A 15,867-nucleotide genomic window follows, 5' to 3' on the forward strand; every position below is an offset into this window, starting at 1 on the left:
TCAATATATTCAAATAGTTAACTACTTCGCCCTCCATCCAGTATAGATGGATATTTTAGTAATGCTCTGTAGTCACCAATGAACGGACTTGGTTCCCTGAAGACTTGTTGGCCTTACGCCATCAATTGCTATCCTTGTCACCGCACAGTACCAGTTTGGTCTATGGCACAACAAATCTACCTTGTTGTGTCTAACATCTATAGCGTATCGCTATGTTTGGCCTAATCCCAGAAGAATCACGATTGCGATTAAACAAGCGATCATTTTCTTGCCAAAAAGGGAAATCCTATCCCTATAGCTTATACATTATAGGTATCCTTCGATAATTTGTAGTGCTCCTTAGAACGCAAACGGTTTGTATCTCAAAATAATTCAGTTTCCGAGTTATTGATGGCAGCAATCGTTGTGAGTAACACATACTATGTATCAACGTTTCCTGCACTTATTGCTCAATAACCCGGTCCCTAAAACAAAAAAGCCCCGCAGCAATCTCTTGCTACGGGGCGATATTAAAGTGGCGTCTATATAATCTAATCTACTTAATTAGAAAGATAGGAAGAAGCCAGCAATTGTCGCTGCCATCAGGTTAGATAGAGTACCAGCAACAACCGCTTTAACACCCATACGAGCGATGTCGTGACGACGGTTTGGAGCTAGACCACCTAGACCACCCAGTAGAATCGCGATAGAAGAAAGGTTTGCGAAACCACATAGAGCGAACGAGATAATTGCTTGAGTCTTAGTAGACATTACTTGACCAGTCGCTTCAACGATTTGAGCGTTTTCACCAACGAAAGGTACGAAGTTTAGGTATGCAACGAATTCGTTAACTACGATCTTCTGACCGATGAATGAACCAGCGATATCTGCTTCAGCCCATGGCACACCAATAATGAATGCTAGTGGAGAGAATACTTTACCAAGGATCCATTCAAGAGTTAGGCCTTCGAAACCAACCCAACCACCGATGCCACCTAGGATACCGTTGATTAGAGCGATTAGACCGATAAACGCTAGTAGCATTGCACCAACGTTTAGAGCAAGTTGTAGACCAACAGATGCACCACCAGCAGCTGCGTCGATAACGTTAGCTGGTTTGTCGTCGCCACCGTCCATTTCATCAGCGATGTCGTCAGCAGGAGTATCAGTCTCTGGCTTGATGATCTTAGCGAATAGTAGACCACCTGGTGCCGCCATGAATGATGCAGCAACTAGGTACTCTAGAGGTACACCCATAGAAGCGTAACCCGCTAGTACACCACCAGCAACAGAAGCTAGACCACCACACATTACAGCGAATAGTTCAGACTGAGTCATTTTTGGTACGAAAGGACGTACAACTAGAGGAGCTTCAGTTTGACCAACGAAGATGTTTGCTGCAGCAGACATAGACTCCGCACGAGATGTGCCAAGAGCTTTCTGTAGGCCACCACCAAGAATCTTGATAACCCATTGCATTACACCAATGTAGTAAAGTACAGAGATAAGTGCAGAGAAGAAGATTAGAGTTGGTAGTACTTGGAATGCAAAGATGAAACCGATACCGTCAACTGAGAAGTTAACTAGGCTGCCGAATAGGAAACCAGTACCGTCTTTACCGTAGTCGATTACGTTTGCTACACCAGCAGAGAAACCTGCAAGCAAATCACGACCCCAAGGGATGTAAAGTACGAATGCACCAAGTGCGAATTGGATAGCGAATGCGCCACCCACCGTTCTTAAGTTAATAGCTTTGCGGTTGTCAGATAGTAGTACTGCGATTGCAATCAGTACAACCATACCGACTAGGCTCATAAACAGGCTCATAGTTTATGACTTCCTTATTAGTTATTTATTGGCGTGTTACAAAATGGGGCTATAAAGCGGAGGCAATTATACTCATGCGACCACTAATAAAGTAATGCCGTCCTCACACTTTGGTATAAGATTCATGTATCATTCATTTACATCTGTGAGCCAAGTCACGATACAGCTGTAAAACACGCAAACGATAAACAAAAACTTTAGATTTTATTCACATATACCGAATAGCTGATGGCTATTTTGCCACATTTGAGTTGCAATCGATTGCTTTGACTCTTTCCTGAGCGAAACAAGTTCATTTAATATCGTAACTAAATATTTGGAATGATTAATGTTTCCTTGCTTACCGCTGATCGGCATATCCGGTGCATCCGTCTCTAAAACGACCCATTCAAGGGGTAAACGAGCGACAGTGGTGCGCGTTTTCTGCGCTCTAGGGTAAGTTATCGTTCCACCGACACCGATATAGAATCCCAAGCGAATCCACTCTAAAGCTTGCTGCTCGCTTCCCGAAAAACCATGGATCACTCCACCATTGGTGAATTTTTGTTGCTTGATAAGCTGGATAAGACGGTTATGTGATTTCCGTTCATGGATAATCAGAGGCAGTTTAAAAGCAGTCGCGAGCTGTATCTGATGGATAAAAAAACGCTCTTGCTTATCGATATCCACATCCACAAAGAAATCCAAGCCGCACTCTCCTATCGCAACACACTGCTCAGAAGCGCCACTTAAATTCAGTTCAAGTTGAGCAAATTCGCTCTCACTCGCCGTCGCTAGAAAGTAAGGATGAAAACCCAGCGCATAGTAAAGGTTGGAATGTTCCGAGCTCAGTTGCTCGAGCTTTTCCCAGTTGGTTTGACCAATCGAGGGGACGACGACCTTCTCAACGCCTTGCTGCTTAGCAGTTATGAGATAGTCTTGAGCGGCCGCAGAACTGTCTTGATCACCCAACGAAAAGACGTCGAAGTCTAGATGACAGTGGGTATCGAATAGCGGTATCGACATTACGGCTTATCTTTCGGTTCAGGTTGAGGATCGCTACGATAAGGGGTGCAGCTACGCTTATTTTCTGGCGTTAACCCTAACTCTTTACACCATTTATCGTACTGCTTAATCCATCTTTTAATGACTTGAAACATCCACTCTCCTTAAGGCAAACATAAAAAAACGCCTATTGCAGAACAATAGACGTTTTTAATCACTTCGACTAGCACCACCTCAGTGAGTTGGCACCGTCATCAATAGATTAGTGCTCGCGAGTTGCACGGAACTCAACATCAGGGAAACGCTCTGATGCTAGGTTCAAGTTAACCATAGTTGGTGCGATGTAAGTTAGGTTATCGCCACCATCCAACGCTAGGTTAGTCTGGTTCTTACGCTTGAACTCTTCGAACTTCTTAGCATCACCACACTCAACCCAACGTGCTGTCGCAACGTTCACGCTCTCATAGATCGCTTCAACGTTGTATTCCGCTTTCAGACGAGCTACAACCACATCAAACTGAAGCACACCAACCGCACCTACAATCAGATCGTTGTTCTGTAGTGGACGGAATACCTGAACCGCACCCTCTTCAGAAAGCTGAACTAGACCTTTAAGTAGCTGCTTCTGTTTTAGTGGATCGCGCAGACGAATACGACGGAATAGTTCTGGTGCAAAGTTAGGAATACCAGAGAACTTCAGTGACTCACCTTGAGTGAAGGTATCACCAATCTGGATTGTACCGTGGTTATGCAGACCAATGATGTCACCCGCGTATGCTTTCTCAGCACGTGCACGGTCGCCCGCCATAAAGGTTACCGCATCAGAGATACTTACATTCTTGCCTGTACGAACATGGTTCATCTTCATACCTTGAGAGTAAGTACCCGATACGATACGCATGAATGCGATACGGTCACGGTGTTTTGGATCCATGTTTGCTTGGATCTTAAATACGAAGCCAGAGAACTTCTCTTCTGTCGCTTCAACATCACGCTCAACTGCTTGGCGAGTTTTCGGCATTGGCGCCCACTCAGTCAGGCCATCTAGCATGTGGTCAACACCAAAGTTACCCAATGCAGTACCGAAGAAAACCGGTGTTAGTTCGCCCGCTAGGAATAGGTCATGGTCGAACTCAGGGCACGCGCCCATGACAAGTTCAAGCTCTTCACGAACGCTTTCCGCTAGATCTGCGCCAACTTCTGCATCCAGTTCCGGGTTATCTAGACCTTTGATGATACGAACTTCTTGGATCTCATGGCCGTGGCCAGATTCGTACAAGATCGTCTCATCGCGGTGAATGTGGTAAACACCTTTAAACTCTTTACCACAACCGATTGGCCAAGAGATTGGTGCACACGCCATGCTCAGCTCGCTTTCAACTTCATCTAGAACTTCCATTGGATCACGCACATCACGGTCCAATTTGTTCATGAAGGTTACGATTGGAGTATCACGTAGACGTGTTACTTCCATTAGCTTACGTGTACGGTCTTCGACACCTTTTGCAGCATCGATAACCATTAGACATGAGTCAACAGCCGTTAGTGTACGGTAGGTATCTTCCGAGAAGTCTTCGTGTCCCGGAGTATCTAGTAGGTTTACTAGGCAATCATTGTACGGGAACTGCATCACAGACGTGGTTACCGAGATACCACGTTCTTTTTCCATCTCCATCCAGTCAGATTTAGCATGCTGGTTAGAGCCACGGCCTTTTACGGTACCCGCTTTTTGAATCGCGTTTCCGAATAAAAGAACCTTTTCAGTAATCGTGGTTTTACCCGCATCCGGGTGAGAGATAATCGCAAACGTTCTACGTTTGCTCACTTCTTGTTGGAAAGACATAGTCGCCCTTTGCTGATCTAAAGCGTAAAAAGGGCAAGTTGTTGAGACTTGCCCTTGAATTTTGTGTGCGGATTATACAGAAGTCGCCCAGCTTTCTAAAGCCTGAGCTAGAAAAAGTCAGAGAGTTAGGATAACTGCGGCTTACACTAGCCTAAAGTGCCGGACATGGGCACAACGTTGGAGGCAGAGTTCAACTTAAGATTCTCTATCAATCTATCTGCGGTTTGAGGAGAAGTAAGATAGAATCCTTGCCCTATCTCAAACCCCATCGACATCAAGTCTCGTTGCTGTTGCAATGTTTCCACGCCCTCGGCGATGACTGCTACTCCTAGCTCGTTACCTATCTGAATCATGCTCTTGAGTAGAACGAGTGAGGTTGAATTGGTGACATAGTCCATCACAAAGCTGCGATCTATCTTCAGAGTATCGAACTCAAAGTCCTTGAGGTAAGAGAGCGATGAAAAGCCAGTACCAAAATCATCAAGTGCGATACGAACGCCGAGCTGGTGCAGCTCTTTAAAGATGATTTGTGCGAATTGGTCATTCTCTATCATCACAGTCTCAGTGATCTCTACTTCTATCCTATGCGTGGCCACACCACTAGAAATAATCACGCGCTTTAAAGCATCAAAGAATTGAGGATGCTTTAAGCTTCGAGCTGAGATGTTAAGACTCATTACGCCGATATCAATACCGCGGGTAAGCCAGTTTTTGTGTTGCGCCAACGCTAGCTCAGCCACCAGCAGATCTATCTGACGAATTTGCCCCGTCGCTTCCGCAACAGGAATAAAATCATTTGGGTACATCAAGCCTTTAATTGGATGCTGCCAACGCACTAGTGCCTCAACACCCTCCACATCACCTGACTTCAACGCCCATTTTGGTAAGTAGTGAATCTCAAACTGCTGTTTGTCGATCGCCTGCCTTAAATCGCGTTCCAACTCTTTTTGCGACATCGCAATGTAGTTGAGCTCTTTGGAATAGAACTGGAAATTGTTTTTCCCTAGTGACTTGGCGTGATACATCGCATCATCAGCGTAACGGATCAGAGAGTGTTGAGAGGTGCTATCGTCTGGGTAAATAGAAATACCAATACTCGCTGTGACCTCCGCGGTTCCATGTTTCAGTTCAAAAGGCTCTCTCAGACGCTTAATCAGTTTCGAGGCAATTTTATTGGCGACACTCACCGCCATATCGACATCGCGCAGGTGTTCCAAAACAATGACGAACTCATCACCGCTGAATCTCGCTGAGAGATCCGTCACTCGAATCGATTGTGTTATGCGCTGTGCGACCTGCTTTAACAGTTCATCACCTGCGGCATGACCATAGAGATCGTTGACCTCTTTAAAATGGTCAAGATCGAGAAACAATAACGCGAACGGACGCTGAGTCTGTTGAGCATTGAGTATCGACTGCCCGAGTCTATCGAGAAACAGAGTACGGTTGGGCAGCTCGGTTAAAGGATCGAAGTAAGCTTGAGTATGAAGCTGTTTGTTCTTGAGCTCGATAGAAGACTTGGCGTCAGTGAGCGATTTCAATAATAAGTCTCGGCTCTGTTCATGCTTAAACTGAACACGAAGCGAGTACACACCGATAAAGACAGCTGCGATAATCAAGGTAATGCTGGTTTTGGTATAGCTGGCAATGCCTGACTCATAGCTAGTTTTAATCACGCGCTGAATCTCATCCGCCTGACTGGCGAAGTCGAGATAATACTCGTCAGTCTTTAATCCCAATGACGGCGTTTCTAAAACCGATTGTTGATAATGCGAACCTGCATATTGGCGAAATTCAGCCAGTGTTTGGCGTAGCATCATCAATCGCTCTCGAAGTTCAGGATCGCTGATCGGTTGATAGCTGCCCATGATGCTCTCTCCTCCATCGAGCAACGCCCCTACATGCCAATCAGCAATCTCTAGGTAGTACCAAACCTCTTGGATCGATTGGGTTGTATCGCCAGAAACAATTTCATCAAACCATAAATAAGCCAGAGAGCCGTTGATCTTTATCTCAGCAGCAGCTTCTGCAAGGGGGGACTTTTTGATCAAAAGATCGGTCGATTGCATGACGAGGACTGTGGTCGACGCTACCACCAGCAACGCTAATAAAGAGGTGAATAGGAACTTTCGTTTATTTAGCATTTTGGGGAATAACATAATCAGGACAAAAAGATTGGGAATAAATCGACCTTAATCCATCAATGTTTCAAATCAATGAACAATCAACCATTTCAGTCACTTATGAAGTTTTGATGAATATTGATGAGTGCGCATTGTATAACCAAGTTCAACACCGTATATTTCGGTGGCTTGATTAAATCTGACAATGCTGGCCGATAGAAGCGTAACGTACACTATGATGGAAAGGTTCTTACACAAAGCAATCACCACTGTTATCTGTTTGTCTCTATGGCCAACGATGGGCATGGCAAAAGATCTGATCAAGATCGAAGGCTCAAGTACGGTTTATCCGATCACTCGTCAATTTGCTCAGCAATTTATGACGCAGCAGAAAGATGTCGCACAGATAGTGGTTGGTGTCACAGGAACTGGTGGCGGGTTTCGCAAATTTTGCCGTGGTAAGACGGATATCTCTAACGCTTCCCGCCCTATCAAAACGCAAGAAAAAGCCCTGTGTCGAGAAAACGGCATTGAGTTTTTAGAACTGCCCATTGCGCTCGATGCGATCACACTCGTGGTCAGTAAAGACAACGAGTGGTTACAACACCTATCCCTTGAGAATCTGGCAACCTTATGGCACCCCTCTTCTGAAAAAACCATTACGCATTGGCATCAGCTCAATCCAAGCTTCCCCGCAGAGCCGATCAAGCTCTATGCTCCAGGGAGCGACTCTGGAACTTACGACTACTTTACCAACGTTGTTCTTAATGGCGACGAGCTGCGCGGTGACCACATCGCCAATGAAGACGATTATCTATTGGCCTCAAAGGTCGCTAGCGACCCAAATGCGTTGGCATTTTTAGGCTTTGCTTATTACCAAAACAATCAAACCCAACTCAAGGCTGTTTCAATTTCCAATGACAAGCAGCAAGCCATCGCTCCAAGTATCAATAGTGTCACCAGTGGCAAATACAGCTCGCTTTCTCGACCGCTGTTTATCTACGTTAACAAAGCAGCCGTCAATCGTTATTCCGTCAATCAGTTCATCGAGCACTACTTAAATCAAAAGCATCTATCGTATGTCGTGAGTACTGCTGGCTATATTCCACTGTCCCCGAAAATGCAGAGCGCTGCCCAATCAATCTTTGAAACGCAGACCATGGGTTCGGTATTTAACAGTAAAGAGCTAAGCACTAACTTCGAACGCTTTATGGAACGTAACTAAACAGTAGCCCTGTTCTCAAAGGGCTGAGGGTAATAAAAAAGCCCAACCTAAGTTGAGCTTTGCCAATATCGATGTGAGCGAGTGACAGGTTAAAAGAAGATGTAACTCATGATAATTGCATCTTCTTTACCAGTGGCCGTTGGGTAATAGTTACGGCGACGGTCCACCTCGTTGAAGCCAACCCACTCATACAGACCAAACGCGTTGATATTACTTTCACGGACTTCAAGCCATGCACTTTCTGCTTTTGCCTGTTCGCACACACGTAGAAAATGCTCAATCAACGCCTTGCCATATCCCTTGCCTTGATGATGAGGGGCAACAGCGATATTGAGAAGTGTTACTTCACCAACAATGTTTTGCGCATAGAAGTAACCAACCACCTCGTCATCGACTAGCATCACATGATGGCAACCACCTCGGCTATCGAGATCGCGAATCATGTTTTGTGACCAAGGGTGCGTATGAGCTTGTTGCTCAATCTGCCAGATTGCATCAAGGTGCGACTCTGACATGGAGATAAATTGACTATTCATAAGAACAAATTTGCTGCCACAGAGCGCGGCGTTGCTGATTGTTACCATCAATCTGAGATAGTAAAGGGGATTGCAGCGTTTTAGCCGCTATATCAGTATCGGATTCACACCCTGCGAACCATACCCATTGCGGTGAGCTTAAATCAAAATGGCTCAGCTCACTTGGATGGACATATTGCGCTTGTGACAGTTCCAGTTTGATGCTTTTTAGCACTCGCTCAAACATCTCAGCTAGCGCGCCTTGAGGCTTTTCTGGTGAGACTAATAGCAACTGACATGTTTCAGGCAGTTTAACGAGCTCGGTCTGATAACCAGCCAGACGTTCAGGGTGGCTCAGTTCCCATTGAGTAATTCCCATTTCCTGTAAATACTGCGCATGAATCTGTGACATGTCTGTGCCTATATGACTGAGCCTAAGGTTGAATCGAGCTGATACTAACAAAAAATAAAGGAGCATCAAGCTCCTTTATCTCTATTGGTCACGTTTCTTCTATCCGCATCTTATGTGCTGGCGAAGTCGATGAGGGTTGCGCTCGCCTAGAGCTCATTAAACTCAGGGCTGTACTCAATAGTACCACTGTGTCCAGAGAATGCGCCTTCCACCAGCTCAATCGCTTGAAATGCCCCTTCAGGAACATCCCAACGGCACTGAAAACCAAACTCACTCGCAGCCTTAAAACCGACTTTACTGTAAAAGCTTGGATCGCCCAGAACCACACAGGCTGGATAACCAAAATCGCGCAGTGACGAAAAGGCCTCTTCCATCAAAGATCGAGCAATGCCTTGACTACGAAAGTCCTCACGCACAGCTAATGGCGCTAAACCCTGCCAATTATGATCTTCGCCTTGTAGTGTCAGTGGACTAAACATCACGTGGCCAACCACTTCACCTTCATCAGAGCACGCCACCAAAGACAGCGTCAGATGACTGTTTTCACGCAGGCTCATCACTAGGTTCGCTTCTGCGTCGGTTTCAAAAACAGATTTCAGCAAGCGGTCAATTGCAAGTATGTCTGCAGGTGCCTCAGTTCGAATAAGCATTCATTACCTCATTTTGTGTCTGAGGCGATTGTACCCCCTTCTGCACAAAATCAGCTAATTGATTCAATAACATTTTCATCGGAGCCGGAAGTAGGTCTAAATCTACACTGTCCATCAGGTTCTTCACCTCTAGACCAAGCTCGGTATCCCCTTCAATAGAGAGGCGGCGTTGAAAGAACAAAGTATCTGGGTCTTCTTTGCGTCCAGCGATCAAAACAAGATCGTTCAGGTTGCCACTAAAGCTCACGTCTTCTGTCACTTCTTTATCTGCAACAACCAGCTGCTCATCTTGATAGCTGATGCACCAACTCAAGCCCATATCTTTAATCGACACTTTTAACCACTTGTCTTCAAGAAACTCAAAGTCGCCATCTTCTAGCGCTTCCTTGAAAACATTCTTAAGTGCTTCTAACAAGGCTCTTTTTTGTACTGTTTTTGGCAATAACTGGACTGGAGATCGCAAAATTGATGCGGCGTTTTGAACTAGTTGAGTGCGAATCTTGTTTATCACGTGACTTATCCGTAACTTTATCAATAATATGGCACTCATCTTAAGTGATGTTAAAGGCTCAAATCCTGTTATGTATCAAATTAATTTCGGTTTGATGCTTGTACTTTAATATCCTCAAAATCATAGTTATAGTAACTCTGGTAATAAGAACAGTCGCAGAATTGCTGCTATGCTAGGTAAATAGCTAAAATTACATCATTTAGTAATAAACATTCACCTATAATGAATACTCAAGCTTTTGGAGAATTGGTAGTACTTTGATGCCTCCCCAGCAACTACAACATTGGTTTTCACAGCTCACAGCAAATAGTCCTTTCTTTTTTGCTGTTCTCGATGCTCAGCATAACTATTTTATGGTTAATGAGCGCTACTGTGATATTGCGGGGTTAAACCAATCAGAGTTAACAGGAATGAACGACCGCCAAACCCTTGGTGAACAGTTCTACCAACACCTGAAGCCATACTACGAGCGCGCCTTCAAGGGTGAATCCATTGAGGCGGAAATTACGCTCAACGAAACCGACCTCGATACCAGCCTTCATTTTAGCCTAGCACCACTGTCTAACGGAAAAGACACCGACTACATTGTCTTTCACGCCTTTGACACCTCTGAAAATCAAGTTCTTGTCCGCTCACTGGAGGAGTCTGAAGCCAAATTCCATAAGCTGACTCACTTACTACCGGACGGACTTCTTCTCGTTGAAGATGATTTCATTCTCTCTTCTAACCCAGCTGCAGCTCGTTTGCTTGGCTTTAACTCTCCATCAGAGTTACTTGGCGAAGAGCTAGGACGCCTATTCATTGATGAGCAAACCAAAACAGTCTTCAGCAATAAGCTCAGCTCTATTGTTTCTGAGTCTGGTTTGGTTTGCTTAACTGGCGCGCGCTGCGGATTTGAGCGTAAGGTTCAGTTGCATATTGATTCAACTGCCCTGTTGGGAAGCACTACCCAATTAGTCCTGATTCAAGACGCGCAAGAAGCACCCAAAACCCTCACCACCAACGTTAATGAAGATGCCTACATTGACGACCTGACTAAGCTGTATAACCGTGTTGGGTTCACCAAACGTTTAGAACAGTTTATTCATAATGAGACGCCAGCGGTTATGTTGTACCTAGATATTGATAACTTCAAAAATATCAATGACTCATTGGGTCATCACATCGGTGACAAGGTGATTAAAGAGGTCGCATCTCGCCTTAAGCGTCTATTACCAAGACGCGCGGTAGTAGGTCATTTGGGTGGCGATGAATTTGGTATCATCCTGCCAGAGCCAGAACACAAAAAAACCGTTGAAGCCCTAGCTGAAAAGATCATTGCTCTGATCAATCAGCCGTTCGATCTTCACCATTTTAGCAAACGCTTGGCTTGCTCCATTGGTAGTGTCAGCTTTCCTCAAGATGGTACCGATGCGCGTATCTTGCTGCAAAATGCCGATACTGCGATGTATGAAGCCAAAGACCGAGGCCGTAACCGCTTAATTAAATTCAATGAGCAGATGAACAAAGAGGCTCGTATGCGTCTTTGGCTTGAAATCGAACTTCAGAAAGCACTGCAGCAAAATGGTTTAGAGGTTTGGTATCAACCTAAGGTCAACGCCCGTGACTTCACCATCAATGGTGCTGAAGCCTTGGTACGCTGGAAGCACCCAGTCGAAGGTTACATTAGCCCAGCTGCCTTTATCCCAGTTGCTGAACGCGCGGGTTTGATTGAACAGCTAGGCCGAGTGGTGATGCGTGAGGTGTTTGCAACGGTTAAGCGTTGGAAGATTCAAGGAATCCTTCCTGGGCGCGTAGCGATCAACCTTTCCCCTGAGCAATTTGGTAACCCTAAACTGATCGACTACATGGAAAAGCTACTGCGAACTACAGAGCTAGACCCAAGCGCTATCACCTTCGAGTTAACCGAAAGTGCGGTGATGAGTGACAGCGAACACACGCTTCAGATGCTGAACGCCATTAAGAAGCTTGGCTTTGCCCTCTCGATTGATGACTTCGGCACCGGTTACTCATCGCTTTCTTACTTGGCTCGTTTCCCAATTGACGAGTTGAAGATAGACCGCGCCTTCATCACCGACATTGATACCCTGCCAAAGCAAGTCACGGTGATTGAGAACATCATCAACCTAGGTAAATCTCTTAACCTGACGGTGGTTGCTGAAGGTGTTGAAACTAGCGAGCAAGCGACACTGCTATCGAACCTCAACTGTAGCTCAATTCAGGGCTTCCACTTCTACCGACCTCAACCAAAACAGGAAGTTGAGGAGCTCTTTGCCCAGAACCGTCGCCATAAAAACTAGCCCACCATTTTTAGGTTTTGCTCTACCTCAAACGGAGTAAAAGCGGATTTATCCGACTAAACCTGCCTTACATCAATTCTGACGTTCACATTTCTTCATAAAATGCTCGCTTCAAATTTATCTACTGGTAGTGAGCAAATGGAACTCTTATGCCCAGCAGGAAACTTACCTGCTTTGAAAACAGCCATTGACTGTGGTGCGGATGCTGTCTACATCGGATTCAAAGACGACACTAATGCACGCCACTTTGCTGGACTGAACTTCTCTGGCAAGAAGCTAGATCGTGCCGTTGAATACGTCCACGACCGCAAGAAAAAAATTCATATCGCACTCAACACATTCGCTCACCCTAATGGTTTTGAACGTTGGACCAATGCTGTTGACCAAGCTGCGGCATTAGGTGTGGATGCGCTGATCGTGGCGGATATTGCCGTTCTTGAATATGCGGCGAATAAGTACCCGCATATGGAGCTACACCTATCAGTACAAGCTTCAGCGACCAACGCTGCAGCCATTGACTTCTACCACAAAAACTTCAACGTGAAGCGTGTGGTACTGCCACGCGTACTCTCTATTCACCAAGTAAAACAGCTGTCTCGCAATATCTCTTCAGATGTAGACCTTGAGGTATTTGCCTTCGGTAGTCTGTGTATTATGGCAGAGGGTCGCTGTTACCTCTCATCTTACATGACCGGTGAATCTCCAAATACAGTAGGCGCCTGTTCTCCAGCGAAATACGTACGCTGGCAAGAGACTGAAACCGGGCTTGAATCTCGCCTCAATGAAATCTTGATCGACAAGTACGCACAGGGTGAAAACGCTGGCTACCCTACCCTTTGTAAGGGCCGCTTCGAAGCTGAAATCGAAGGCGAACGTAAGCGTTATCACGCACTGGAAGAACCAACAAGTCTAAACACCTTATCGATGCTGCCAGAGCTGTTTGCCGCCAACGTAGCGTCAGTCAAAATCGAAGGCCGTCAACGTAGCCCAGCTTACGTAGAACAAGTGACTCGCACTTGGCGAGCTGCCATTGATCGTTACCAAGCAAACCCAGAGGCTTACCAAGTTGAAGCCGCTTGGAATGCGGCTCTCGCGAACGTGTCTGAAGGTACACAAACCACGCTTGGCGCTTACCACCGTAAATGGCAATAGGATTGATGGAGAACACAATGAAATACGCATTAGGCCCACTACTCTATTTTTGGCCAAAACAAGACGTAGAGAGCTTCTACGAGCAAGCTAAGACGAGCTCTGCTGACATCATCTACCTTGGTGAAGCGGTCTGTTCGAAACGCCGCGAGATGAAAGCAAAGCACTGGTTGGATATCGCCAAAGAACTTTCAGCTTCAGGCAAGCAAGTCGTACTATCGACTATGGCGCTTTTGGAAGCACCAAGCGAAGTAAACATCATGAAAAAGTACGTCGACAATGGCGACTTTGCGATTGAAGCAAATGATGTATCGGCCATTCAGCTTGCGAGTGAAAGTAAGGTTCCATTCGTAGTTGGCCCAGCGGTCAACACCTACAACGCGCACACGCTGAACCTATTTCTAAAGCAAGGCATGACTCGCTGGTGTATGCCTGTTGAGTTATCTCGTGAGTGGTTATCAAACGTGATGACTCAGTGTGAAGAGCTCAACATTCGTAATAAGTTTGAAGTGGAAGTCTTCAGCCACGGCTACCTGCCTTTGGCTTATTCTGCACGTTGCTTTACAGCTCGCGCAGAGAACAAAGCGAAGGACGATTGCGAGACCTGCTGTATTAAGTACCCAACCGGTCTTCAAGTAGAGAGCCAAGAAGGACAATCAGTCTTCAACCTAAACGGTATTCAAACCCAATCAGGCTACTGCTACAACCTGATCAATGATCTGCCAAATATGCATGACTTGGTTGATGTGATTCGTTTAAGCCCATTAGGCATTGATACTTTCTCTGAGCTCAATAACTTTAGAGCTAATGAAAAGGGTGAGAACCCAATTCAAATTGCTGACCGCCAATGCAACGGCTACTGGCATCAGTTAGCTGGCTTGGAAGTAAAAAACATCTAAGCTAAGCTCCAAATACAAAAAAGGTCTAGCAGTCGCTAGACCTTTTCTTTATCAATTGACTCTTAATTCATTACGCTGTTGCTGTCTGCAGCGGCTGTGCATTGAGCTTCTTTACATCTTTCACCAACATCAGAATCACCACCACACTCAGCGCAATGTTCGACAGTGGGTAAGCAATCCAGATCCCCGGTACACCGAACAGCTTCGGCATGATGTACAAGAACGGCAGTTGAATCAGCATATTGCCTACCGTTACAAACATTGCTTTGCTGCCTTTGTTTACAGCTTGATAGTAAGCACCAGCGACGACCAAAAAGCCATCAAGCGCCAGAGCGAACATATGCAGCCTAATCCCCAAAACTGTGTACTCGACTAGTTGTGGATCTTCTGAGTTAAACACCGATACAAACTCTCTCGGGAAGATGTTCAACAGAACAATAAAGACCATACCCACAGAGACTGAACTCACCATCGCAATCTTAAGCAGCTGGCGAATATTGTCGTGACGCTTAGCACCATGGTTATAACTCACTAGAGGTTGCATGCCATTGGCGATCCCCTCTGCTGTGAGGTAGTAAACCGTCACAATGTAGCCGAGAATCGCATACGCACCAATCATCAGTTGGTTACCATATTGTGCAAACAACGCATTATGTAGCGCCACCATCATCGAGCCATAAGCGTACATAAAGAAGCTCGACGTACCGATAGCGAAGATCTGTGGAATCACATCAAGCTTAAGTCTCAGCTCACTCCAACGCAGACGCAAGTTCGCTCTGCGTGAGAAGAAGTAAGCTAAACCTAGACCTGTTACCACTAGCTGTGCGATTGCGGTAGCTAAAGCGGCACCTGTCAGTTCCCAGTTCAGCCATGCAATGAATAGATAGTCGAGCACAATGTTAATCACCGCACCAACCACCATCAAAATAGTGGCTAAATTTGGACTGTCGTCATTGCGCAGTAAGAACGGCATCGCGATCGAACCCAAGGTAAAGACACTGCCCACAATCAGAATCTGTAGGTACTGTAAGCCAAGATCAAATACGCGCCCTTCCGCCCCCTGCCAACGCAAAAAATCGTCTGCAAAGAAGAAAAGAACGCCAGCGACTAACGGCGTCAACGCCAATAATAGAGTGAGACCAGTAGCGAGGATCTGTTTAGCCCCTTGGGTATCTTTTTCCCCTTGGCGAATCGATACTAAAGCTCCCGTACCCACACCAACAAGCATGCCTAGACCGAGAATTGAACCGATCACCGGCCAAGCCACGTTGATACCGGCAAGGCCATCGGCACCAACAAAACGACCAATGAAAATACCATCAACCACTTGGTATAAACCATTGACCAACATTGCAGCCACGGTTGGGATTGTATAGCGCCAAAATTGACGACTGATTGACTGACTCATCTTCTACTCTTACTTTCTACTGTTATCTCACTATAACCAGTG

General features: G+C 45.7%; 13 protein-coding genes and 1 pseudogene. 4 read left to right on the top strand and 10 right to left on the bottom strand.

The genetic code is table 11. The features are described 5' to 3' along the window. Positions 1 to 543 precede the first annotated feature (543 nt). The 5 genes and pseudogenes from FIV04_RS11800 to FIV04_RS11815 all read right to left on the bottom strand — a co-directional run bounded on the left by FIV04_RS11800 (position 544) and on the right by FIV04_RS11815 (position 6,777). Positions 544 to 1,806, bottom strand: coding sequence for a NupC/NupG family nucleoside CNT transporter (locus tag FIV04_RS11800; protein ID WP_152469233.1), 1,263 nt, complete (start codon positions 1,804 to 1,806; stop codon positions 544 to 546). Between the two features lie 204 nt (positions 1,807 to 2,010). Then, the gene (locus FIV04_RS11805; protein ID WP_152469234.1) at positions 2,011 to 2,811 is read right to left on the bottom strand and encodes a TatD family hydrolase; all 801 of its coding nucleotides are present in this window, start codon (positions 2,809 to 2,811) and stop codon (positions 2,011 to 2,013) included. Continuing rightward, a pseudogene (locus tag FIV04_RS26930) lies at positions 2,750 to 2,945 on the bottom strand (DUF5363 family protein). The gene FIV04_RS11805 and the pseudogene FIV04_RS26930 overlap by 62 nt, the downstream one beginning before the upstream one ends. Positions 2,946 to 3,052: 107 nt before the next feature. After that, positions 3,053 to 4,633 (bottom strand): peptide chain release factor 3, encoded by a 1,581-nt coding sequence (gene prfC, locus FIV04_RS11810; protein WP_032551563.1) that lies wholly within the window; start codon positions 4,631 to 4,633, stop codon positions 3,053 to 3,055. Between the two features lie 146 nt (positions 4,634 to 4,779). After that, positions 4,780 to 6,777, bottom strand: a complete 1,998-nt coding sequence (locus tag FIV04_RS11815) for a bifunctional diguanylate cyclase/phosphodiesterase (RefSeq protein ID WP_152469235.1) — start codon at positions 6,775 to 6,777, stop codon at positions 4,780 to 4,782. 217 nt (positions 6,778 to 6,994) lie between these two features. Here FIV04_RS11815 and FIV04_RS11820 point away from each other — a divergent pair, with 217 nt between their 5' ends. Further along, the gene (locus FIV04_RS11820) at positions 6,995 to 7,981 is read left to right on the top strand and encodes a PstS family phosphate ABC transporter substrate-binding protein (RefSeq protein ID WP_172974242.1); all 987 of its coding nucleotides are present in this window, start codon (positions 6,995 to 6,997) and stop codon (positions 7,979 to 7,981) included. An 89-nt stretch (positions 7,982 to 8,070) separates the two neighbouring features. Here the strand turns inward: FIV04_RS11820 and rimI are convergent, their stop codons facing one another. The 4 genes from rimI to FIV04_RS11840 all read right to left on the bottom strand — a co-directional run bounded on the left by rimI (position 8,071) and on the right by FIV04_RS11840 (position 10,069). Further along, complete coding sequence (gene rimI, locus FIV04_RS11825; protein WP_152469237.1) at positions 8,071 to 8,517, bottom strand: ribosomal protein S18-alanine N-acetyltransferase; 447 nt, start codon at positions 8,515 to 8,517, stop codon at positions 8,071 to 8,073. Continuing rightward, on the bottom strand, positions 8,510 to 8,908 hold the full coding sequence (locus tag FIV04_RS11830) for a DNA polymerase III subunit psi (protein ID WP_150869212.1): 399 nt from the start codon (positions 8,906 to 8,908) through the stop codon (positions 8,510 to 8,512). Before FIV04_RS11830 ends, rimI begins: the two co-directional genes overlap by 8 nt. Before the next feature lie 146 nt (positions 8,909 to 9,054). Continuing rightward, complete coding sequence (locus FIV04_RS11835; protein ID WP_152469238.1) at positions 9,055 to 9,558, bottom strand: GNAT family N-acetyltransferase; 504 nt, start codon at positions 9,556 to 9,558, stop codon at positions 9,055 to 9,057. Further along, the gene (locus tag FIV04_RS11840; RefSeq protein ID WP_172974243.1) at positions 9,542 to 10,069 is read right to left on the bottom strand and encodes an SCP2 domain-containing protein; all 528 of its coding nucleotides are present in this window, start codon (positions 10,067 to 10,069) and stop codon (positions 9,542 to 9,544) included. The genes FIV04_RS11835 and FIV04_RS11840 overlap by 17 nt, the downstream gene beginning before the upstream one ends. Positions 10,070 to 10,329: 260 nt before the next feature. Between FIV04_RS11840 and FIV04_RS11845 the strand changes: the two genes are divergently transcribed. From FIV04_RS11845 to FIV04_RS11855, 3 genes are all read left to right on the top strand, one after another. Continuing rightward, on the top strand, positions 10,330 to 12,369 hold the full coding sequence (locus tag FIV04_RS11845; protein WP_032551557.1) for a bifunctional diguanylate cyclase/phosphodiesterase: 2,040 nt from the start codon (positions 10,330 to 10,332) through the stop codon (positions 12,367 to 12,369). 138 nt (positions 12,370 to 12,507) lie between these two features. Continuing rightward, the gene (locus FIV04_RS11850; RefSeq protein WP_152469240.1) at positions 12,508 to 13,521 is read left to right on the top strand and encodes a peptidase U32 family protein; all 1,014 of its coding nucleotides are present in this window, start codon (positions 12,508 to 12,510) and stop codon (positions 13,519 to 13,521) included. Positions 13,522 to 13,538: 17 nt separating this feature from the next. Beyond that, positions 13,539 to 14,417 carry a U32 family peptidase gene (locus FIV04_RS11855; RefSeq protein WP_172974244.1) on the top strand — a complete coding sequence of 293 codons (879 nt, stop codon included), beginning with the start codon at positions 13,539 to 13,541 and terminating at the stop codon, positions 14,415 to 14,417. 70 nt (positions 14,418 to 14,487) lie between these two features. Here FIV04_RS11855 and FIV04_RS11860 read toward each other — a convergent pair whose 3' ends face one another. Next, entirely contained in the window at positions 14,488 to 15,825 is a 1,338-nt protein-coding gene (locus tag FIV04_RS11860) for an MATE family efflux transporter (RefSeq protein ID WP_152469242.1), read from the bottom strand. Positions 15,826 to 15,867 lie beyond the last annotated feature (42 nt).

The organism is Vibrio sp. THAF190c, assembly GCF_009363355.1.
GTDB lineage: Bacteria > Pseudomonadota > Gammaproteobacteria > Enterobacterales > Vibrionaceae > Vibrio > Vibrio fortis_A.

Excerpts from the sequence above, each read along its gene's own strand:
- FIV04_RS11800 (WP_152469233.1), bottom strand. The coding sequence starts at position 1,806 with ATGAGCCTGTTTATGAGCCTAGTCGGTATGGTTGTACTGATTGCAATC.
- FIV04_RS11805 (WP_152469234.1), bottom strand. The coding sequence starts at position 2,811 with ATGTCGATACCGCTATTCGATACCCACTGTCATCTAGACTTCGACGTC.
- prfC (WP_032551563.1), bottom strand. The coding sequence starts at position 4,633 with ATGTCTTTCCAACAAGAAGTGAGCAAACGTAGAACGTTTGCGATTATC.
- FIV04_RS11815 (WP_152469235.1), bottom strand. The coding sequence starts at position 6,777 with ATGCTAAATAAACGAAAGTTCCTATTCACCTCTTTATTAGCGTTGCTG.
- FIV04_RS11820 (WP_172974242.1), top strand. The coding sequence starts at position 6,995 with ATGGAAAGGTTCTTACACAAAGCAATCACCACTGTTATCTGTTTGTCT.
- rimI (WP_152469237.1), bottom strand. The coding sequence starts at position 8,517 with ATGAATAGTCAATTTATCTCCATGTCAGAGTCGCACCTTGATGCAATC.
- FIV04_RS11830 (WP_150869212.1), bottom strand. The coding sequence starts at position 8,908 with ATGTCACAGATTCATGCGCAGTATTTACAGGAAATGGGAATTACTCAA.
- FIV04_RS11835 (WP_152469238.1), bottom strand. The coding sequence starts at position 9,558 with ATGCTTATTCGAACTGAGGCACCTGCAGACATACTTGCAATTGACCGC.
- FIV04_RS11845 (WP_032551557.1), top strand. The coding sequence starts at position 10,330 with ATGCCTCCCCAGCAACTACAACATTGGTTTTCACAGCTCACAGCAAAT.
- FIV04_RS11850 (WP_152469240.1), top strand. The coding sequence starts at position 12,508 with ATGGAACTCTTATGCCCAGCAGGAAACTTACCTGCTTTGAAAACAGCC.
- FIV04_RS11855 (WP_172974244.1), top strand. The coding sequence starts at position 13,539 with ATGAAATACGCATTAGGCCCACTACTCTATTTTTGGCCAAAACAAGAC.
- FIV04_RS11860 (WP_152469242.1), bottom strand. The coding sequence starts at position 15,825 with ATGAGTCAGTCAATCAGTCGTCAATTTTGGCGCTATACAATCCCAACC.